The organism is Burkholderia sp. BCC1638 (assembly GCF_902833195.1).
Lineage (GTDB): Bacteria > Pseudomonadota > Gammaproteobacteria > Burkholderiales > Burkholderiaceae > Burkholderia > Burkholderia diffusa.
This window is the reverse complement of record NZ_CADFEC010000008.1, coordinates 166,058-187,488: the sequence shown is the minus strand read 5'-3', so window position 1 is coordinate 187,488 and position 21,431 is coordinate 166,058. Positions and strand designations below refer to the sequence as shown.

The 21,431-nt window shown below is 67.5% G+C and carries 17 protein-coding genes; 10 read left to right on the top strand and 7 right to left on the bottom strand.

Annotated features, from left to right (window positions below; all coding sequences use genetic code 11):
* Positions 1 to 81 precede the first annotated feature (81 nt).
* From katG to recG, 3 genes are all read right to left on the bottom strand, one after another.
* The gene (gene katG, locus HWX22_RS12475; protein WP_059820469.1) at positions 82 to 2,268 is read right to left on the bottom strand and encodes a catalase/peroxidase HPI; all 2,187 of its coding nucleotides are present in this window, start codon (positions 2,266 to 2,268) and stop codon (positions 82 to 84) included.
* A gap of 541 nt (positions 2,269 to 2,809) precedes the next feature.
* Positions 2,810 to 3,769 (bottom strand): hydrogen peroxide-inducible genes activator, encoded by a 960-nt coding sequence (locus tag HWX22_RS12470; RefSeq protein ID WP_059820468.1) that lies wholly within the window; start codon positions 3,767 to 3,769, stop codon positions 2,810 to 2,812.
* A gap of 137 nt (positions 3,770 to 3,906) precedes the next feature.
* Complete coding sequence (gene recG, locus HWX22_RS12465) at positions 3,907 to 6,249, bottom strand: ATP-dependent DNA helicase RecG (protein WP_175915724.1); 2,343 nt, start codon at positions 6,247 to 6,249, stop codon at positions 3,907 to 3,909.
* A 167-nt stretch (positions 6,250 to 6,416) separates the two neighbouring features.
* On the opposite strand from recG, the gene queA reads away from it, so the two are divergent.
* The 6 genes from queA to HWX22_RS12435 all read left to right on the top strand — a co-directional run bounded on the left by queA (position 6,417) and on the right by HWX22_RS12435 (position 14,254).
* Entirely contained in the window at positions 6,417 to 7,484 is a 1,068-nt protein-coding gene (queA, locus tag HWX22_RS12460) for a tRNA preQ1(34) S-adenosylmethionine ribosyltransferase-isomerase QueA (RefSeq protein ID WP_175915723.1), read from the top strand.
* Between the two features lie 219 nt (positions 7,485 to 7,703).
* Positions 7,704 to 8,891, top strand: coding sequence for a tRNA guanosine(34) transglycosylase Tgt (tgt, locus tag HWX22_RS12455; protein WP_059608278.1), 1,188 nt, complete (start codon positions 7,704 to 7,706; stop codon positions 8,889 to 8,891).
* 244 nt (positions 8,892 to 9,135) lie between these two features.
* Positions 9,136 to 9,459, top strand: coding sequence for a preprotein translocase subunit YajC (yajC, locus tag HWX22_RS12450; RefSeq protein WP_006476868.1), 324 nt, complete (start codon positions 9,136 to 9,138; stop codon positions 9,457 to 9,459).
* Between the two features lie 106 nt (positions 9,460 to 9,565).
* On the top strand, positions 9,566 to 11,587 hold the full coding sequence (secD, locus tag HWX22_RS12445; protein ID WP_059535377.1) for a protein translocase subunit SecD: 2,022 nt from the start codon (positions 9,566 to 9,568) through the stop codon (positions 11,585 to 11,587).
* Between the two features lie 18 nt (positions 11,588 to 11,605).
* A complete protein-coding gene (gene secF / locus HWX22_RS12440; RefSeq protein WP_059465429.1) occupies positions 11,606 to 12,556 on the top strand; it encodes a protein translocase subunit SecF in 951 nt (316 codons plus the stop codon).
* A 159-nt stretch (positions 12,557 to 12,715) separates the two neighbouring features.
* A complete protein-coding gene (locus HWX22_RS12435; protein WP_175915722.1) occupies positions 12,716 to 14,254 on the top strand; it encodes a S41 family peptidase in 1,539 nt (512 codons plus the stop codon).
* A 21-nt stretch (positions 14,255 to 14,275) separates the two neighbouring features.
* Here HWX22_RS12435 and HWX22_RS12430 read toward each other — a convergent pair whose 3' ends face one another.
* The 4 genes from HWX22_RS12430 to HWX22_RS12415 all read right to left on the bottom strand — a co-directional run bounded on the left by HWX22_RS12430 (position 14,276) and on the right by HWX22_RS12415 (position 17,506).
* Positions 14,276 to 15,553: an MFS transporter gene (locus HWX22_RS12430; RefSeq protein WP_175915721.1), complete on the bottom strand. Its 1,278-nt coding sequence runs from the start codon at positions 15,551 to 15,553 to the stop codon at positions 14,276 to 14,278.
* 175 nt (positions 15,554 to 15,728) lie between these two features.
* On the bottom strand, positions 15,729 to 16,310 hold the full coding sequence (locus HWX22_RS12425; protein WP_059820464.1) for a YceI family protein: 582 nt from the start codon (positions 16,308 to 16,310) through the stop codon (positions 15,729 to 15,731).
* Positions 16,311 to 16,376: 66 nt separating this feature from the next.
* Positions 16,377 to 16,937, bottom strand: coding sequence for a YceI family protein (locus tag HWX22_RS12420; protein WP_059820514.1), 561 nt, complete (start codon positions 16,935 to 16,937; stop codon positions 16,377 to 16,379).
* An 8-nt stretch (positions 16,938 to 16,945) separates the two neighbouring features.
* Positions 16,946 to 17,506, bottom strand: coding sequence for a cytochrome b (locus tag HWX22_RS12415; protein WP_059820463.1), 561 nt, complete (start codon positions 17,504 to 17,506; stop codon positions 16,946 to 16,948).
* Between the two features lie 259 nt (positions 17,507 to 17,765).
* Between HWX22_RS12415 and HWX22_RS12410 the strand changes: the two genes are divergently transcribed.
* From HWX22_RS12410 to HWX22_RS12395, 4 genes are read left to right on the top strand one after another with little or no spacing between them, the layout of a single operon-like run.
* Positions 17,766 to 18,431, top strand: coding sequence for a paraquat-inducible protein A (locus HWX22_RS12410; RefSeq protein WP_059820462.1), 666 nt, complete (start codon positions 17,766 to 17,768; stop codon positions 18,429 to 18,431).
* Positions 18,428 to 19,057: a paraquat-inducible protein A gene (locus HWX22_RS12405; RefSeq protein ID WP_059820461.1), complete on the top strand. Its 630-nt coding sequence runs from the start codon at positions 18,428 to 18,430 to the stop codon at positions 19,055 to 19,057. The genes HWX22_RS12410 and HWX22_RS12405 overlap by 4 nt, the downstream gene beginning before the upstream one ends.
* The gene (locus HWX22_RS12400) at positions 19,050 to 20,666 is read left to right on the top strand and encodes an MlaD family protein (RefSeq protein WP_059535365.1); all 1,617 of its coding nucleotides are present in this window, start codon (positions 19,050 to 19,052) and stop codon (positions 20,664 to 20,666) included. The genes HWX22_RS12405 and HWX22_RS12400 overlap by 8 nt, the downstream gene beginning before the upstream one ends.
* The gene (locus tag HWX22_RS12395; RefSeq protein ID WP_175915720.1) at positions 20,666 to 21,403 is read left to right on the top strand and encodes a PqiC family protein; all 738 of its coding nucleotides are present in this window, start codon (positions 20,666 to 20,668) and stop codon (positions 21,401 to 21,403) included. Before HWX22_RS12400 ends, HWX22_RS12395 begins: the two co-directional genes overlap by 1 nt.
* Positions 21,404 to 21,431 lie beyond the last annotated feature (28 nt).

Here is a 21,431-nt window from a genome sequence, read left to right as displayed (position 1 = left end):
ACGATCCTTGAAGAAAAAACGGCCGGTCGTGCGACCGGCCGTTTCACGTTACAGCGAAACTGCGTTACCGCATCGCGACATTCACGCGAGGTCGAAGCGGTCGAGGTTCATCACCTTGTTCCAGGCCGCGACGAAATCCCGCACGAACTTCTCGTTCGCGTCCGCGCTGCCGTACACCTCGGCCAGCGCACGCAACTGCGAGTGCGAACCGAAGATCAGGTCGACGCGCGTACCCGTCCACTTGACCTGGCCCGACGCACGATCGCGCCCTTCGAACACGTCGTTCGCGGCCGACACCGGCTTCCACTCCGTGCCCATGTCGAGCAGGTTCACGAAGAAGTCGTTGGTCAGCGAGCCCGGACGATCGGTGAACACGCCGTGCGTTGAGTCACCGACGTTCGCGCCGAGCACACGCAGGCCGCCGACGAGCACCGTCAGCTCCGGCCCGCTCAGCGTCAGCAGCTGGGCCTTGTCGACCAGCAGTGCCTCGGCCGGCGTCTTGTACGCGCTCTTCAGGTAGTTGCGGAAACCGTCCGCAACCGGCTCGAGCACGGCCATCGCTTCGATATCGGTCTGCTCCTGCGACGCGTCCATCCGGCCCGGTGCAAACGGCACCGTCACCGCGACACCCGCGTTCTTCGCGGCCTGTTCGACGCCGGCCGCACCGGCCAGCACGATCAGGTCGGCGAGCGACACCTTCTTGCCGCCCGTCTGCGCGTCGTTGAACGCCTTCTGCACACCTTCCAGCGTCTCGAGCACCGTCGCAAGCGCGGCCGGCTGGTTCACTTCCCAGTCCTTCTGCGGCGCCAGGCGGATGCGCGCACCGTTCGCGCCGCCGCGCTTGTCCGAACCGCGGAACGTCGAGGCCGACGCCCATGCGGTCGACACGAGCTGCGCGACCGACAGGCCCGATGCAAGCACCTTCGCCTTCAGCGCCGCGACGTCGGCGTCATCGATCAGCTTGTGATCGACAGCCGGGATCGGGTCCTGCCACAGCAGTTGTTCGGCCGGCACTTCCGGGCCGAGATAGCGGGCGCGCGGGCCCATGTCGCGGTGCGTGAGCTTGAACCAGGCGCGCGCGAACGCGTCGGCGAACTCGGCCGGGTTCTCGTAGAAGCGGCGCGAGATCTTCTCGTAGGCCGGGTCGAAACGCAGCGACAGGTCGGTCGTCAGCATCGTCGGGCGATGCTTCTTCGCCGGATCGAACGCATCCGGAATCACCGCGTCGGCGCCCTTCGCGACCCACTGATGCGCGCCGGCCGGGCTCTTCGTCAGTTCCCATTCATAGCTGAACAGGTGCTTGAAGAAGTCGTTGCTCCACTTGGTCGGGGTCGACGTCCACGTGACTTCGAGGCCGCTCGTGATCGCGTCGCGGCCCTTGCCCGATGCGTACGTGCTCTTCCAGCCGAGACCCTGCTGCTCGATGCCGGCCGCTTCCGGTTCCGGACCGACGTTCGATGCGGGGCCCGCGCCGTGCGTCTTGCCGAACGTGTGGCCGCCGGCGATCAGCGCGACCGTCTCTTCGTCGTTCATCGCCATCCGCGCGAACGTCTCGCGGATGTCGCGTGCCGCCGCGACCGGGTCGGGGTTGCCGTCCGGGCCTTCCGGGTTCACGTAGATGAGACCCATCTGCACGGCCGCGAGCGGATTCTCGAGGTCACGGTCGCCCGAGTAACGGCTGTTCGGGCCGCCGCTCAGTTCCAGCCAGATCTTTTCCGAACCCCAGTAGACGTCGTCCGGTTCCCACGTGTCGACGCGGCCGCCGGCGAAGCCGAAAGTCTTGAAGCCCATCGACTCGAGCGCGACGTTGCCGGTCAGGATCATCAGGTCGGCCCACGAGATGTTGCGGCCGTATTTCTGCTTGATCGGCCACAGCAGCCGGCGCGCCTTGTCGAGGTTGCCGTTGTCCGGCCAGCTGTTCAGCGGAGCGAAGCGCTGTTGCCCGCCGCCCGCGCCGCCACGGCCGTCGGCGGTCCGGTACGTGCCGGCGCTGTGCCAGGCCATCCGGATGAACAGGCCGCCGTAGTGGCCGAAGTCGGCCGGCCACCAGTCCTGCGACGTCGTCATCAGCGCCTGCAGGTCGCGCTTCACCGCCGCGAGGTCGAGCTTCTTGAACGCTTCCGCGTAGTCGAAATCCTTGTCCATCGGATCGGACAGCGCCGAGTGCCGATGCAGGATGTTGAGATTGAGCTGGTTCGGCCACCAGTCCTTGTTCGACGTGCCGCCGGCCGCCGTATGGTTGAACGGACATTTCGATTCGGTCGACATGCTTTTTTCTCCTTTACTTGCTCGTAAGCCCCCACTTGCCTGGCGCGGTTCGTGGAGCATTGCGGGGGGATGAAACGGAACAGGTTGGTCCTGTCGTGCTACGGGGTGGCAGGCGGCGTGGCCTTCGATGCGGGCTGCGGGACTTCGGACATGCAATGCTCCCTCATGGCTGAACGGCAGTGAGTCGGGGAACACGGAACCGGCATGCCGCGGCACTCATCCGCCATACACACGGTCCGCCAGATACGCGAACGCAATCGGGCGCAGGCTCCGGGCCGCGGCCCTCGCGCGATTTACGACCTCGTCGCGCGACGGGATGTTCCGCTGCGCGTGCTGCAATACCGACCGCATCATGACATCCTCCTTTGACACCTGCACTCAACGTGCAAATCGGACCGCCGATCCGGTGCAATCCATGGAAAGGATTCTAGGCATTTCTATCGTTTATTTGAATTTGATAAATTTCATCTATTCGATAGGCAAAAATAAACGGGGTCGCGAGACCCCGTTGACTGCCTGCCTCAGATGCACCGCACCCTGCTCAATTCATCGTCGCGGGCATGTCGAGCTTCGCGACGCCCGGCAGATCGCACGCGGCGATCGCCTCGCTGATCGCGTCGATCGCCGGCATCCGCGTGAAGCTCTTGCGCCACACCAGCACGACGCGGCGATCCGGCACCGGCTCGTTGAACGGCACGTACGACAGCAACTCGGCGTCGGGACCGTTCGCGCGCGGGCCGATCTCGGCGACCGACATCCGCGGCAGCACCGTGATGCCGACACCGCTCGCGACCATATGGCGAATCGTTTCGAGCGACGAGCCTTCGAAGGTCTTCTGGATACCGTCGGCCGTCTGCGAGAAGCGCATCAGTTCCGGGCACACGCCGAGCACGTGGTCGCGGAAGCAGTGACCGTTGCCGAGCAGCAGCATGGTTTCCTGCTTCAGATCCTCGGCATCGATCTCGTTGCGCTTCTCCCACGGATGGCCGGCCGGCAGCGCGACGACGAACGGCTCGTCGTACAGCGGCCGCACCATCAGGCCGGTTTCGGGGAACGGCAGCGCCATGATCGCGGCGTCGATTTCGCCCTGCTTCAGCAGTTCGAGCAGCTTCAGCGTGTAATTCTCCTGCAGCATCAGCGGCATCTGCGGCACGCGCTGGATCATCTGCTTGACGAGCGTCGGCAGCAGGTACGGCCCGATCGTGTAGATCACGCCGAGCCGGAACGGGCCGACGAGCGGGTCCTTGCCCTGCTTCGCGATCTCCTTGATCGCGAAGGTCTGCTCGAGCACGCGCTGCGCCTGCGTGACGATCTGGTCGCCGATCGGGGTCACGCTCACTTCGCTCGCGCCGCGCTCGAAAATCTGCACGTTGAGCTCGTCTTCCAGCTTCTTGATCGCCACCGATAGCGTCGGCTGGCTCACGAAGCATGCTTCGGCCGCGCGACCGAAATGCCGCTCGCGCGCGACCGCGACGATGTACTTCAATTCAGTCAGGGTCATTGTGGGTCAATCAGGGATATACAGGCGATAGGTTTAATTTATACACCCGTTGGCACCGATTCGCCAAGTTTCTCTGCATCGCGATGCGCCGAATCGCCGCCGAATGGCGGTTTTAAATCCGTCCCCGAATGCGCGAATCAGGCCTTCAGGTACTGCTCCCGCGCGCCGAGCCAGCGCGCGAGATGCTGCGTGACCACGTCGGGATACGCGGCGATCAGTCGCGCTGCCGCATCGCGGGCCGGGTCGATCAGCCAGCCGTCGGTCTCGAGGTTCGCGAAGCGCAGCATCGCGGCGCCGGACTGGCGCGCGCCGAGGAATTCGCCGGGGCCGCGGATTTCGAGGTCGCGCCGCGCGATCTCGAAGCCGTCGGTCGTCTCACGCATCGTCTTCAGCCGCTCGCGGCCGGTCAGCGACAGCGGGCCCGTATAAAGCAGCACGCAGACCGACGCCGCGGTGCCGCGCCCGACGCGGCCGCGCAACTGATGCAGCTGCGCGAGGCCGAAGCGCTCCGCGTGCTCGATCACCATCAGCGACGCGTTCGGCACGTCGACGCCGACCTCGATCACGGTCGTCGCGACGAGCAACTGCACCTCGTTGCGCGTGAAGGCTTCCATCACGGCCGCCTTGTCGGCCGGCGACAGCCGCCCGTGCACGAGCCCGACCTTCAGCTCGGGCAACGCCTCGGCCAGCGTCTCGTAAGTCTCGACGGCCGTCTGCAGCTGCAGCGTCTCGCTCTCCTCGATCAGCGGACACACCCAGTACACCTGGCGGCCGGTCAGCGCGGCCTCACGCACGCGGGCAATCACCTCTTCGCGCCGCGCATCGCCGACGAGGCGCGTCAACACCGGCGTGCGGCCCGGCGGCAGCTCGTCGATCGTCGACACCTCGAGATCCGCGTAATACGTCATCGCGAGCGTGCGCGGAATCGGCGTGGCCGACATCATCAGCTGGTGCGGCTGGAAATCGCGCGCGCCGTTGGCCGCGTTCGCAGCCTTCGCGCGCAGCGCGAGACGCTGCTCGACGCCGAAACGGTGCTGCTCGTCGACGATCACGAGGCCGAGCCGCGCGAATTCGACCGTGTCCTGGATGATCGCGTGCGTGCCGATCACGAGCTGCGCGGTGCCGAGCGCCGCGGCTTCGATCGCCGCGCGCTTCTCCTTCGCCTTCAGGCTGCCCGCGAGCCATGCGACCGAGACGCCGAGCGGTTCGAGCCACGCGCGCAGCTTGCGTGCGTGCTGCTCCGCGAGGATTTCGGTCGGCGCCATCAGCGCGGCCTGGTAGCCGGCGTCGATCGCCTGCGTGGCCGCCAGCGCCGCGACGACCGTCTTGCCGCTGCCGACGTCGCCCTGCAGCAGCCGCTGCATCGGATGCGCGAGCGTGAGGTCGTGCGCGATCTCGTCGACGACGCGCGACTGCGCGCCCGTCAGCGTGAACGGCAGCGCCGCGTAGAGGCGCGTCGTCAGCGCGTCGGCATCGGCCGCGGTGCGGCGCGGCATCGCGGGCGCCGCGCGCGTGCGGCGCTCCTCGTGCGCACGCTTGAGCGACAGCTGCTGCGCGAGCAGCTCCTCGAACTTGATACGCGTCCACGCCGGATGCGAGCCGTCCATCAGCGCGGCTTCATCGGAATCGACAGCCGGGTGGTGCAGGATCCGCACGGCCTGCGCGAGCGTCGGCACGCCGAGCGGCTTCAGGTAGTCGCGTTCGATCTCCGGCGGCAGCAGCTCGGGCAGCGGCGTGCGCTCGACCGCGTTCTCGATCGCCTTGCGCAGATACGCCTGCGACACGCCGGCCGTGCTCGGATAGACGGGCGTGAGCACCTGCGGCAGCGGCGCATCGGCTTCGACGACGCGCACGGCCGGATGCACCATCTCCATTCCGAAGAAGCCGCCGCGCACGTCGCCGCGCACGCGCAGCCGCTGGCCGACGGCCATCTGCTTGACCTGCGAGCCGTAGAAATTGAGAAAGCGCAGCACGAGCTGCTCGCCGTCGTCGTCCTGGATCTTGACGACGAGCTGGCGCCGCGGCCGGTATGCGACTTCGTTGTCGAACACCACGCCCTCGGTCTGCGCGATGCCGCCCGGCAGCAGTTCGCCGATCGGCGTGAGCGTGGTTTCGTCCTCGTAGCGCATCGGCAGATGCAGCACGAGATCGATCGAGCGCGTGAGGCCGAGCTTCGCGAGCTTGTCGGCGGTCTTCACGGCGGCGGTCTTCACGGGTTTGTCGGCGGCCGGCTTCTTCTTGCGCTTCGCGCCGGACGTGCCGGCCGCCCCCACCTCGTCGCCGTCCGCGCCCGGATCGACGTCGGGCGCGGCGGCGGCCGGCTGCGCGAGCCGCCCGTCGGCGCCGCGCTTCGGGCCCGCGCGGCGCGGCGCGCCGCCGCGCGGCTCCGCGCTTTGCGCGGGTAACGCGGCATCGTCCGCGTCAAACGGATCGGCGGAATCGGCAACGGCGGCGGAGGAACGGCGTGGTGACACTGGCATCGGATCGTCTGGGTGCTTCGCAAGGCAAGTACAATAGCGGCTTTCACGTCGTCCGAACGAACGACGCCGGCCAGGCCGCGCATCCCGCCATCATAGCGGCTCGCGCGCCCCATTCATGCGTTTCCGCCCTGTCGGCGGCGCCCGCCGCCCGTTTCGAACCAGCCCGCATGTTCACGCTTTCCGATTTCGATTTCAATCTGCCCCCCGAGCTGATTGCGCAGACCGCACTGCCCGACCGCACCGCGAGCCGCCTGCTCGAGGTCGATGGCACCGTCGAGCCCGCGCGCCTCGTCGACCGCCGCTTCGCCGAGCTGCCGTCGTGTATCGCGCCCGGCGACCTGCTCGTGTTCAACGATACCAAGGTGCTGAAGGCGCGTTTCTTCGGCCAGAAGGCCAGCGGCGGCAAGATCGAGGTGCTGATCGAGCGCGTGACGGGGACGCACACCGCGCTCGCGCAGATCCGCGCGAGCAAGTCGCCGGGCGCCGGCACGACGCTGCGTCTCGCCGACGCGTTCGACGTGACGGTCGGCGAGCGCGTCGAGCCGTTCTTCACGCTGCATTTCCCGGAGCCGTGCCTCGCGCTGATCGAGCAGCACGGCCGCCTGCCGCTGCCGCCGTACATCGAGCACGACGCCGACGCGAACGACGAGACGCGCTACCAGACCGTCTATGCGAGCAACCCGGGCGCGGTCGCGGCGCCCACGGCCGGGCTCCATTTCGACCAGCCGCTGCTCGAGAAGCTCGACGCGATGGGCGTCGAGCGCGCGACGCTGACGCTGCACGTGGGCGCCGGCACGTTCCAGCCGGTGCGCGTCGAGAACATCGCCGAGCACCGGATGCACAGCGAGTGGTACGACCTGCCGCAATCGCTCGTCGACAAGATCGCCGCGACCCGCGCGCGCGGCGGCAACGTGATCGCGGTCGGCACGACGTCGATGCGCGCGCTCGAAGCCGCGGCGCGCAGCGCCGACGAAGCGGGCCGCCCGCTCGCGGCGACGCAGGCCGAGACCGACATCTTCATCACGCCGGGCTACCGTTTCCGCGTCGTCGACCGGCTCGTGACGAACTTCCACCTGCCGAAGTCGACGCTGCTGATGCTGGTGTCGGCGTTCGCGGGCGTCGAGACGATCCGCGCCGCGTACCGGCACGCGATCGACGAACGCTACCGCTTCTTCAGCTACGGCGATGCGATGCTGCTCACGCGGCGCGACACGCCGGAGACGCCGCGCGCGTGAGCGCGGCAGGTGCGAAGACGCACCGGCCCGCGACCGCGCAGCCGCCGTTGCACCCGTTGTCCCGCTGCGCGCGCTCCGATGGCGCGCGCCCCGCTTTTCCCAGCCGCCGGCTTGCCGGCGGCGTTTCCAACATGCGCCGGACTTGCGATCCGGAGTCAGCGCTTCAGCGCATACTCCGGTCCCATGCAAGGCTTCTCCGGTGGCAAGGAGAATGACGCGATGACCGAAGGTTCATCCCACGATACGCACGCTCCCGTGCAGGACCGCCCGGCCAACGGGCTCGAATTCGAACTGCTGACGACCGACGGCCATGCGCGCCGCGGCCGCGTGAAGCTCAACCACGGCGTGGTCGAGACGCCGATCTTCATGCCGGTCGGCACGTACGGCACCGTGAAGGCGATCCAGCCGCGCGAGCTGCACGAGATCAAGGCGCAGATCATCCTCGGCAACACGTTCCACCTGTGGCTGCGCCCCGGCCTCGAGACGATCGACGCGCACGGCGGCCTGCACGGCTTCATGGGCTGGAACAAGCCGATCCTGACCGACTCGGGCGGCTTCCAGGTGTTCTCGCTCGGCGACCTGCGCAAGATCACCGAGGACGGCGTGACGTTCGCATCGCCGATCAACGGCGACAAGCTGTTCCTGTCGCCGGAAGTGTCGATGCAGATCCAGAAGGTGCTGAACTCCGACATCGTGATGCAGTTCGACGAATGCACGCCGTACGCAACCAACGGCGTGCCGACCACGCACAAGGAAGCGGCCGACTCGATGCGCATGTCCCTGCGCTGGGCGAAACGCTCGCTCGACGAGTTCGACCGGCTCGGCAACCCGAACGCGCTGTTCGGGATCGTCCAGGGCGGGATGTTCGAGGACCTGCGCGACGAGTCGCTCGCGGGCCTGTCGGAGCTCGGCTTCCACGGCCTCGCGATCGGCGGGCTGTCGGTCGGCGAGCCGAAGGAAGACATGATGCGCGTGCTGCGGCACGTCGGCCCGAAGCTGCCGGCCAACAAGCCGCACTACCTGATGGGCGTCGGCACGCCGGAGGATCTGGTCGAGGGCGTCGCGAACGGCGTCGACATGTTCGACTGCGTGATGCCGACCCGCAACGCACGCAACGGCTGGCTCTTCACGCGCTTCGGCGACGTGAAGATCCGCAACGCGACGCACAAGAATTCGCTGAAGCCGCTCGACGCGAGCTGCACGTGCTACACGTGCCAGAACTTTTCTCGCGGCTACCTGCACCACCTGCACCGCGTCGGCGAAATCCTCGGCGCGCAGCTCAACACGATCCACAACCTGCACTACTACCTGCAGCTGATGAGCGAGATCCGCGACGCGATCGAGACCCATACGTTCGACGCGTTCCGCCAGCGCTTCGCGGAGGATCGCGCGAGAGGGGTCGACTGACCGGGCGGCGGCCCGCAAGCTGCCCGCACCGCGCCACGTCACATAAGACATGTACTAAATATCGCGTCCCGACCGCCGGTCGCGGCCGCCGAATATTACAATTACCTTTCCAAACGAGCAGCAACGGTGCCGTTTCATGCTTTAACAGCTTGATCCGAAAGCGCATTTGCTGCGCCGTTTGCACATGGGGCCGGTGGTAGAATAACCGGCTTAATTTTCGATCTTCCCCTACGGAGAGACCAACGTGCCGTTCATTTCCAATGCCTTCGCGCAAGGTGCCGGTGGCGCCGAATCGAGCCTGATGAGCTTCCTGCCGCTCATCCTGATGTTCGCGGTGCTGTACTTCATCATGATCCGTCCGCAGATGAAGCGCCAGAAGGAACACCGCAACATGCTCGCGGCCATGGCGAAGGGCGACGAAGTCGTCACGAGCGGCGGCCTCGTCGGCAAGGTGACGAAGGTCACCGAAGGCTACATCGGCGTCGAAATCGCCGAAGGCACCGAAATCACCGTGCAGAAGGCTGCCGTCACGACCATTCTGCCGAAGGGCACGATCAAGTCGCTGTAAGGCTTTTACCGAGCGTCCGGCTCCCCGCGTCGTGCCCGCCTGAGAGAGCGGGCCGCCGCGGCGCCGGACGCGACGCTTTCACGCCAACCACCCGTTCGGCCCCCTCATGAATCGTTATCCACTCTGGAAATATGTCGTGATGGTCGTGGCGCTCGCCATCGGCCTTCTGTACACATTGCCCAACTTCTTCGGCGAAGCGCCGGCGGTGCAGGTGTCGAGCGGCAAGGCCACGGTCAAGCTCGACTCGACCACGCTGACCCAGGTCGAATCCGCGCTCGCCTCCGCGCAGATCACGCCGGACGACGTCACCTTCGAGAACACGGCGTCCAACGCGAACATCCGCGTGCGCCTGAAGGACACCGATACGCAGCTGCGCGTCAAGGACCTGCTGCAGAAGTCGCTGAACGCCGATCCGAACGATCCGCAGTACGTCGTCGCACTGAACCTGCAAAGCGCGTCGCCGCGCTGGCTGACCGCGCTGCACGCACTGCCGATGTATCTCGGCCTCGACCTGCGCGGCGGTGTCCACTTCCTGCTCCAGGTCGACATGACGGGCGCGCTCACGAAGAAGCTCGACTCCGACGCGTCCGACGCGCGCACGCTGCTGCGCGACAAGAACATCCGCGACGGCGGCGTGAGTCGCGTCGACCAGTCCGTCGTCGTCAACTTCAGCGACGCGCAGACGGCGGAAGACGCCCGCAAGGTGCTCGCCGCGTCGGTCACCGAACTGCAATGGGCGACCCAGCCCGGCGGCGGCGGCACGCAAGTCGTCGGCACGTTCACGCCGGCCGTGCAGAAGGCCGTCGAGGACGCCGCGCTCAAGCAGAACCTGACGACCCTCCACAACCGCGTGAACGAACTCGGCGTGTCCGAGCCGATCCTGCAGCAGCAAGGCAGCGACCGCATCGTCGTCGAACTGCCGGGCGTGCAGGACACCGCGAAGGCGAAGGACATCATCGGCCGCACCGCGACGCTCGAGGCGCGCCTCGCCGATCCGATCAACACGCACCCGAACCCGAACGACCCCGTGCCGCCGGGCGAGGAGCTGTTCACGCAGGGCAACCAGGCGCCCGTGCTGCTGAAGAAGGACGTGATCTTCACCGGCGACCGCATCATCGATGCGTCGGCCGGCTTCGACGAACATCAGCGTCCGTCGGTCAACATCCGCCTCGACTCGGCGGGCGGCCGCTCGGTGCGCGCGGTGTCGCGCGAGAACATCGGCAAGCCGATGGCGATGGTGCTGTTCGAGAAGGGCAAGGGCGAGGTGCTGACGGTCGCGACGATCCAGTCCGAACTCGGCGACCGCTTCCAGATCACGGGCCAGCCGACGCCGCAGGCCGCGGCCGACCTCGCGCTGCTGCTGCGCGCCGGTTCGCTCGCCGCACCGATGGACATCATCGAGGAACGCACGATCGGCCCGAGCCTCGGCGCGGACAACATCAAGATGGGCGTCCACTCGGTGATCTGGGGCTTCTGCGCGATCGCCGTGTTCATGATCGCGTACTACATGCTGTTCGGCGTGATCTCGGTGATCGGCCTGTCGGTGAACCTGCTGCTGCTCGTCGCGGTGCTGTCGCTGATGCAGGCGACGCTGACGCTGCCGGGTATCGCGGCAATCGCGCTCGCGCTCGGCATGGCGATCGACTCGAACGTGCTGATCAACGAGCGCGTGCGTGAAGAACTGCGCGCCGGCCAGCCGCCGCAGACCGCGATCCAGGCCGGCTACGCGCACGCATGGGCGACGATTCTCGACTCGAACGTCACGACGCTGATCGCCGGCCTCGCGCTGCTCGCCTTCGGCTCGGGCCCGGTTCGCGCGTTCGCGATCGTGCACTGCCTCGGCATCCTGACGTCGATGTTCTCCGCGGTGTTCTTCTCGCGCGGGATCGTCAACCTCTGGTACGGCGGCCGCAAGAAGCTGAAGTCGCTCGCGATCGGCCAGGTGTGGAAGCCGGAAGGCGCCACGGCCGGTGCCTCGTTCGCCGCGGCCGACGAATCGACCGACACCGCGCGCGCCGCGAAGCTCGCCGCACCCGCGAAGGGCAACGCACCGCGTGCCGGCAAGCCGCAGCTGCGCAACCGCGCGCAGCAAGGCGTGTCGCCGAAGAAACCGGGCTCGACCCAATAAGGCCCCGGAGACGAAGCCATGGAATTTTTCCGCATCCGTAAAGACATTCCGTTCATGCGGCACGCGCTGGTGTTCAACGTGATCTCGCTGGTCACGTTCCTCGCCGCCGTGTTCTTTCTGTTCCACCGCGGGCTGCACCTGTCCGTCGAATTCACCGGCGGCACGGTGATCGAGGTGCAGTACCAGCAGGCCGCACAGCTCGAACCCGTGCGCGACACGCTCGGCAAGCTCGGCTACGCCGACGCGCAGGTGCAGAACTTCGGCACGTCGCGCAACGTGCTGATCCGCCTGCAGCTGAAGGAAGGCCTCACGTCCGCGCAGCAGAGCGACCAGGTCATGACTGCGCTGAAGGCGCAGAGCCCCGACGTGACGCTGCAGCGCGTCGAGTTCGTCGGTCCGCAGGTCGGCCGCGAGCTCGCGACCGACGGTCTCCTCGCGCTCGCGTGCGTGGTGATCGGCATCGTGATCTACCTGTCGATCCGCTTCGAATGGAAGTACGCGGTCGCCGGCATCATCGCGAACCTGCACGACGTCGTGATCATTCTCGGCTTCTTCGCGTTCTTCCAGTGGGAGTTCTCGCTGGCGGTGCTCGCGGCGATCCTCGCGGTGCTCGGCTACTCGGTCAACGAGTCGGTCGTCATCTTCGACCGGATCCGCGAAACGTTCCGCCGCGAACGCAAGATGAGCGTGTCGGAAGTGATCAACCACGCGATCACGACCACGATGTCGCGGACGATCATCACGCACACGTCGACGGAAATGATGGTGTTGTCGATGTTCTTCTTCGGCGGCCCGACGCTGCACTACTTCGCGCTCGCGCTGACGGTCGGCATCATGTTCGGCATCTACTCGTCGGTGTTCGTCGCGGGCTCGCTCGCGATGTGGCTCGGCATCAAGCGCGAAGACCTGATCAAGGAAAAGAAGACGGCGCACGATCCGGACGATCCGAACGCGGGCGCGCAGGTTTAAGCGCCGCGTCGTTTCGGCGGATACCAGAAGGCCGGTCCTGTTGGACCGGCCTTTTTTCATGCGCGAGCCGCGTCCGCGTCATCCGGCGCGGCCGCACGGACCGTCGGCTACAATCGCTTCACCATCCCGCCCCGCCACCCGTCGAAGCCGCGGTCCCTCATGATGCCTGCCTCGCGTGTCGTTCATCGCATCGTCGCCTGGAGCACCGGTGCCGCCGCCGCGGCTGCGTTCGTTGCATGCGCATCGGCCGCCCGCGCGCAATCCGCGTCCGCCCAGCACGCTGCTGCTGCGACGGCGGCGTCACAACCGTCACCCTGCCCGCCCGACTGGGAACCGCAGCTCTGCGAACTGAAGGCTGCGGTCGAAGTGCTGAAGAAGCAGCACCTGACCGACGTCGACATCGGCGCGTTGCTCGACGCCACCGTGCACGACGGAATCAAGACGCTGCCGTATGCGCGCTTCTTCAACGCAAAGGAAGAGCAGGAACGGCGCGACGACGAGCGCCGCGCACGCGACGGCACGCCGGGCATCGGCATCGTGTTCGAGACGCGGCCCGACGGGCTGCACATCATCGACGTGATCCCGGACGCGCCCGCCGAACAGGCCGGCGTGCGGCCCGACGATCTCGTCGTCGCGATGAACGACCGGAGCGTCATCGGCATCGACAGCGGCGAGGTCGTGAAACTCGCGAAGGGCGACGCGGGCGTGCCGCTGAAGCTTACGGTCCGGCGTGGTCCGAACCCTGCGACGCTGACCTTCGCGCCGGTCCGCGCGATCGTCCGGCCACACCCGGCGACCGCAAGGCGGCTCGCCGGCGACATCCTGTACACACGGCTGTCGAGCTTCCCGGAGCCGGCGGTCGGCAACTATATCGACGCGGTGCAGGCGCCGCGCCGCGCGGGGCCGCCGGTGAAAGGCGTGATCCTCGACCTGCGCATCAACGGCGGCGGCGCGCTGAATGCGGCGATCGGCATCACCGCGCTGTTCGCCGGGCGCGACCGCACCGCGATGATGACGCTCGAGCGCGACGGCACGAAGCGCCGCCGCTTCACGACCAACTGGCCCGACTACGAACTGCCGGTCATGCACGGCCAGGATCCGCTCGCGCCGCTGCAGGCGGACGACTGGTGGCGCACCGTGCCGCTCGTCGTGCTCGTCGACGGACAGAGCGCGTCGGCCGCCGAAGCGACCGCGGCGGCACTGAAGGATCTCGGCCGCGCGCGGCTGCTCGGGATGCCGACCTACGGAAAGGGGCTCGCGCAGACCGGCGTCGACCTGATCGACGGCACGCGCGTCAATTTCACGTTCGCGCGCAACCTGCGGCCGAACGGCTGCCCGATGGACGGCTATGGCGTCGTGCCGGACTGGCTCGTGCCGCCGCGCCGCGACTCGGACGTCGACGGCGTGCTGCTCTGGTACCGCGAAGTCGATCTCGCCCGCGCGCCGTATGCGGACCGGCTGGCGCCCGATCCGTTCGCGCAGGTCCGCAAGGCACGGCAAACGCTGCGCGAAGCGCGCGTGCGCGAAAAAATCGATACGTCGAAGAGCGCGGCGCTGCCGCAGCGGGAATTCGGCACGGATGCCGACTGGCAGCTCCGGCAGGCGCTTGACGCGCTCGCCGGCCGGCCGGTGCGGACCGTCGCCGCGCCCGCGCAACTGATGCCGGCGCAGCCGGTATGCGAGCGCGGCAGCGACTGACGCGCCGCCGCACGCCCCGCGTCACCGGAAGCCGAACCGCCGGCGCAGCACGACCAGCGCCACGAGGCTCAGCACGGCCGCGAACATCAGGTAGAAGCTCGGCGCGGTCTTCATCCCGGTCGCGCGGATCAGCCACGCGATGATGAACGGCCCGAAGCCGCCGAAGATCGTCACCGCGACGTTATACGCAAGCGACATCCCGGTCGTGCGCGTCTGCACCGGAAACACTTCGGACAGCAGGCCCGGCAGCGCCGCGAAATAACCGGTCATCAGGAACGCGAGCAGCACCTGCAGCGCGATCAGCGTGCCGAAGCCCGGATGCGCGACGAGGTACGCGAACGCCGGATAGATCAGCACGAGGATGCCGACGGCCGGCGCGAGCATCACGCGCACGCGTCCGTACCGATCCGACCAGTGGCCGACGAGCGGCGCGAACGCCATCTGGATCACGCCGACGACGAGGATCGCGGCGAACGCGGCCGACGGCGCAAGGCCGAGCTGCTTCACGCCGTAGGTCGGCATGAACAGCACGAGATAGGTCGCGACGGTGCCGAGCACCACCACGCCCATCGCGGCGACGAGCCGTGCCTTGTGCGACGCGAACGTGTCGCGCAGCGGGCTCGCGGTGCTTTCGGCGGCGAGGAATTCGGGCGTCTCGTCGACCTTCGAGCGGATGTAGTACGCGACGGGCCCGAGCAGCAGCCCGAAGAAGAACGGGATGCGCCAGCCCCACGCGGCCATCTGGTCGGCCGTGAGCTGTGCGTTCAGCACGGTGCCGAAGCCGGCGGCGAGCAGCGTCGTGAGCCCCTGGCTCGCGACCTGCCAGCTTGCGAAGAAGCCGCGCCGGCCCGGCACGTGCTCGGCCAGGAACGCGGTCGCGCTGCCGAATTCGCCGCCGGCCGAGAAACCCTGCATCAGCCGCGCGGCGACGAGGATCAGCGGCGCGGCAACGCCGATCGTCTGGTAGGTCGGCAGCACCGCGATCACCAGCGTGCCGGCCATCATCAACAGGATCGACAGCGTGAGCGCGGCCTTGCGGCCCGCGCGGTCGGCATACGCGCCGAGCACGATCGCGCCGAGCGGGCGCATGAAGAACGACACGCCGAACGTGCCGAGCGTGAGCAGCAGCGACACGGTGTCGTTGCCGGCCGGGAAGAACAGCTTCGAGATCGTCACCGCGAAGAAGCCGTAGACGACGAGGTCGAACCACTCGAGCGCGTTGCCGATCGACGCGGCGACCACCGCGCGCCACACGCGCGGCGACGAGGCAATGGAGCTGGACTGCGTGACGGCGTGCATCGGCGATCTCCTTGTCGTTGTACGTTGTATCCGGCGCGCCGGTTCTCGCGCCGCGAGCTGCGCCGACGATTATAGGCGCGCAAAAAAAACCGCCGCGCCCCCTGAAAACGGGAGCGCGGCGGCTGGCTCGCGACGGGCCGGCGGCGTGACGCGGCGGCCGGCCCGGTCGGGCGCGTTACTGCTGCTTGACGGCTTCGGCCGTGATCAGCAGCTTCGTCTTCATCTTGAAGCCGTACTGCTTGCCGTAGTCGAGGCCGAAATCGTCGCGGCTGAATTCGCCGACCGCGTCGACGCCGCACACTTCGCGCTTGAGCATCGGATGCGGCATGCACTTGAACGAATCGATCTTCAGCGTGACCGGCTTCGTGACGCCGTGCAGCGTCAGGTTACCGACCACCGACACCGGCTTGTCGCCGTCGAACTTGATGGCGCCCTTGTAGTTCGCCTGCGGGAACTTGGAGACGTCGAAGAACTCCGCCGTCTGCAGGTGCTCGTCGAGCTTCGCGCTGCCCGTGTGGATCGACGCGATGTCGGTCGTCACGTCGACCGTACCGGTCTTCGCCGCACGGTCGAGCGTCACGGTGCCGCTCGACTTGTCGAACTTGCCGCGCCAGACCGACAGGCCGCCGAAGTGGTCGGCCTCGAAGCTCGGGTACGTATGGCTCGAGTCGAACTGGTACGTCGCGCTGTCGGCGAATGCCGAGAACGACAGCGAAGCGGCCAGCGCGCCCGCGGCGATGATCAGATGCTTTTTCAAACGCTTTCTCCTTGGAACAGCGCCGCGCCCTCGCGCGGCATTCGGGGTGATGCGACAGCCCGCCGCTTACTTCGTGGCGACGAGATGGAACTTGATCTGCACTTCATCGGCGACGATCGACGTGTCCTTCCACTCGCCGGTGCCGACGTTGAACGCCGAACGCTTGATCGGCAGCACGCCGTCGAAGGTCTGCGTCGCGCCGCTCTGCGTGACCGTGACGGGCACCGTGATGGTCTCGGACTTGCCCTTGATCGTCAGCTTGCCGGTCACGTTGTACTTGTTGCCGCCCGCCGGCGCGATCGCCGACGACGCGAAGGTCGCCTGCGGATACGCCTTCGCGTCGAACCAGTCCTTGCCCGCGACCTGGTCGTTGTACATCTTGTCGCCGAGGTCGAAGCTCGCGATGTCGATCGTCATTTGCGCGCTGCCCTGCGCGGCCTTGGCCGGGTCGAACTTCACCTGCGCGGAGAACTTCTTGAATGCGCCTTCGGTCGGCACGTTCATCTGCTTCGACACGGCGGACACCTTGCTCTTCGCGAGATCGACGTCGGCGTGCGCCGCGGCCGACGCGACAAGTGACACCGCGGCGAACGCGGTCAGCATGGAGCGGGAGAAAGACACTTTCATGGGATCCTTCATTTGGCGGAGGGAAGCATCCGCGACAGCAGGCCGTCGCGGTCCAACAACTGGTGCTTGAACGCCGCGAGCACGTGCATGGCGACGAGCGCAAGCAGAATGTAATTCAAAGACACGTGCAGCGTCTTGAAGGTTTCCTTCAGCGCAGGATCGGGATCGATCAGGCGCGGCAGCGGCACGATGCCGAGATAGACGACCGGGATGTTCGACGCGGAGCTATACAGGTAGCCCGTCACCGGAATCACGATCATCAGCACGTACAGCAGCATGTGCACGCCGTGCGACACCGCACGCTGCCACGCCGGCGTGCCGCCCGGCAGCGGCGGCGGCACGTGGGTCGCGCGCCACAGCACGCGCACGACGGCCAGCGCGAACACCGTCACGCCGATCCACTTGTGCCACGAGAAGTACTTGAGCTTCGTCGGCGTGAAGCCGGGGATGTCGGTCATCACCCAGCCGAGTGCGAAGCCGCAGACGATCAGCAGCGCGATCAGCCAGTGCAGCGCGATCGCGGTGTGCGCGTAGCGTGCCGGCGCGGCCGGCGGCGATTTCGATGCCATCATGGATTCCTCAGTTGAGCGAACGGCTGCGCCGGTAAATTCGTCCGACGCTTGTCAAGGCCGCCATGCTACCGCAACCTTTTGTCATGCGCGGACTCTGAGGACAGGCACGCCAGCCCGCTGTCAGGTTTGCGCCATGTTACCGCCCGGTCACCCGGCAACCGGGCGTTGACACGTCGAAAAAGCCGTTTTGGTAAGATTGGCGCGGGTTCCGGCCCCGTCGACGCGTTCCCCTGCCCGTCGCACTACCGCCTTTTCCATGCAACGACACGACCTGATTGCCTGCCACGAATGCGACGCACTGTTGCATAAACCGCGCCTGAGCGGTCGCGAAATCGCGCGCTGCCCGCGCTGCGACGCGCTGCTCTATCGCAACAGCACCACGCAGATCGAGCGCATCAGCGCGCTTGCGGTCGCGGCGCTCGTCACGTTCGTCATCGCGCAGGCGTTCCCGATCCTCGAAATGGACCTCAACGGCACCCGCGTGCAGACGACGCTGATCGGCGCGATCGACGCGCTGTGGCATCAGGGCATGGAGGCCGTCGGCGTGATGGTGTTCTGCTCGACCGTGCTGTTCCCGCTCGTCGAGATGGCCGCGCTGCTTTACGTGCTGCTGCCGATCCGGCGTGGCGTCGTGCCGCCGGGCCTCAACTTCGTGCTGCGCACGATCCAGCTCGTGCGGCCTTGGGGGATGATCGAGGTGTTCATGCTCGGGATCGTCGTGACGATCGTGAAGATGGTGAGCCTCGCGCGCGTCGTGCCCGACGCCGCGCTGTTCGCGTTCGGCGCGCTCACGCTGATGACCGCCGTCGTGCTGATGTTCGATCCACGCACGCTGTGGGACATCGCCGACGACCTGCGCGCCGGGCGCTCGCCCGCCTCGCCCGACGGCACCGCTCCGCCGCCGCAAGCGCCCCGCCAATGACGATGCCGACCGCCGCCCGCGAGGGCTACGCCAGCTGCCACGCATGCGGGCTCGTGCAGACGATCGACCATCCGCACGCGCACTGCGCGCGCTGCGGCAGCACGCTTCACTTCCGCACGCCGAACAGCATCATGCGCACGTGGGCGCTGCTGATCGCGGCCGCGATCCTCTATATTCCGGCGAACCTGCTGCCGATCATGCGCACGTCGTCGATCGTCGGCTCGCAGGAGGACACGATCATGAGCGGCGTCATCTATTTCTGGACGTCCGGCGACTGGCCGCTCGCGGTCGTCGTGTTCGTCGCCAGCATCCTCGTGCCGATGCTCAAGCTCGGCGTGCTGACGCTCCTCGTCGGCACCGCGCAGCGGCGCACCGTGTGGCGGCCGCTGCAGCGCACGCGCCTGTACCGGATCGTCGAGCGGATCGGCCGCTGGTCGATGCTCGACATCTTCGTCGTGACGCTCACCGTCGCGCTCGTCCATTTCCGTTCGCTCGCCGTCATCACGGCCGGACCCGGCGCGCTCGCGTTCGGCTCGGTCGTCATCCTGACGATGCTCGCGTCGATGCAGTTCGATCCCCGCCTGATCTGGGATCCAGTCGAAACCTCAGGGAAACACCATGAATAGTCCGCAAGGCCCGCAGCAAGACGCGTCCCGGCCGCCCGATCCGGCGATCTCGACGAAAAGCGGCTGGCTGCCGTCGCTCGTCTGGCTCGTGCCGCTGATCGCCGCGCTGATCGGTATCGGCCTCGTGATCAAGTCCGTGCGCGAGCGCGGCCCGGAAGTCTCGATCAGCTTCCACAGCGCGGAAGGGCTCGAGCCGGGCAAGACGCAGGTCAAGTACAAGGACGTCGAGATCGGCATGGTCAAGACGATCAAGCTGTCGAAGGACCTGTCGCGCGTGCTCGTCCAGGTGCAGCTGAAGAAGGAGGCCGAGGACTTCGCGGTCAAGGGCTCGCGCTTCTGGATCGTGCGTCCGCGGGTCGGCGCGACCGGCGTGTCGGGGCTCGGCACGCTGCTGTCAGGCGCGTACATCGGCGTCGATGCCGGCCACGGGCAGGACACGCAAACCGACTTCACCGGCCTCGAGACACCGCCGGCCGTGACCGGCGACCAGAAGGGCACGCAGTACGTGCTGCGCGGCGACTCGCTCGGCTCGGTCGACATCGGCTCGCCCGTCTACTACCGCCGCGTGCCGGTCGGCCAGGTGGTCGGCTTCTCGCTCGACAAGGACGGCACGGGCGTCACGTTCAACGTGTTCGTCAACGCGCCGTACGACCAGTACGTCGGCGTGAACTCGCGCTGGTGGCAAGCGAGCGGCGTCGACCTGCGGCTCGATTCGAGCGGCCTGAAGCTGAACACGCAGTCGCTCGCGACGGTGATCCTCGGCGGCATCGCGTTCCAGACGCCGCCGAACCAGGACAGCGGCGCGACGGCGCCGAACAACACGACCTTCCGCCTCGGCTCCGACGAGACGGACGCGATGCGCGATCCGGACGGCCAGCCGCTGCAGGTCGTGATGAACTTCAACCAGTCGCTGCGCGGGCTCGCGGTAGGCGCGCCGGTCGACTTCCGCGGCATCGTGCTCGGCGAAGTGACGAACATCGGCATCGACTTCGATCCGAAGACGAAGAACTTCCTGATGCCGGTGACGATGAACGTGTATCCGGAGCGGCTCGGCCCGCGCTTCCGCGAAACGATCGAGAGCAAGGGCGAAGCGGGCCGCCGCGAGATCGTCGAGCGCCTCGTCAGGCACGGGCTGCGCGGCCAGCTGCGCACCGGCAACCTGCTGACGAGCCAGTTGTACGTCGCGCTCGACTTCTTCCCGAAGGCGCCGGTCGTGAAGATCGACGCGGCACGCCAGCCGCTCGAGCTGCCGACCGTGCCGAACACGCTCGACGAACTGCAGCTGCAGGTCGCCGACATCGCGAAGAAGCTCGACAAGGTGCCGTTCGACCAGATCGGCGCGAACCTGAACAGCGCGCTGTCGAACGCCGACAAGCTGTTCAAGCAGCTCGACACGCAAGTCGCGCCGGAAGCGCGCGACACGCTGTCGGCCGCGAAGCAGACCTTCTCGACCGCCGAGGCGACGCTGCAGCAGGATTCGCCGCTGCAGTCCGACGTGCGCGGCGCGCTGAAGGAACTCACGCGCACGCTGCAATCGCTGAACGCGCTCGCGGACTATCTGGAGCGCCATCCCGAATCGCTGCTCAAGGGCAAGCCAGGAGATCAATAATGACGACGACACGCGTGAACATCCTCGCGAGCGGCGCGGCGGCAGTCTTCGCCGCGCTCGCGCTCGCCGCGTGCAGCTCGCCGCCCGCGCGGTTCTATACGCTGAGCCCGGCCGACGCTGCCGCGCCCGTACGCACCGCGCCCGCCAACCCGTCGTTCCTGATCGAGGTGCCGTCCGTCGGCGTGCCCGAGCAGGTCGCGAAGAACCAGCTCGTCGTGCAGAAGAACGCCGCGCAGGTCGACGTGCTCGAGCAGGAGCGCTGGGCCGCGCCGCCCGCCGACGAAATCCGCCGCGCGTTGTCCGACGACCTCGCCGCGCAGCTCGGCACGATCGACGTCGCGAATTCCGCGTATCCGGCCGGCGTGCCCGTCTATCGGATCAGCGTGAACGTGCAGCGCTTCGAGTCGTGGCCCGGCAAACGCGCGGCGATCGATGCGGTGTGGAGCGTGCGCGCGCTCGGCACGCAGGCCGTGATGACGTGTCGCACGAGCGTCGCGGAACCGGTCGCCGACGGCTACGACGCGCTCGTCGCGGGCCACCGGCGCGCGCTCGACGTGATCGCATCGCAGGCCGCGTCCGGCGTGCGCGCGATGGCCGCGCGGCGCGGCGCCGCGGTTGCGTCGACCACCTCGACGACCGCATCCGGCAAGGCAACGGCCGCCGCGCCCGCCGTGCCCTGCCCGGCCAGTCCGACACCCGGCGACGACGTGGGCGCGACCGGCAAGTCCGGTGCGTAAGCGCGACGCGCGGGCCGGCGTCCGATAA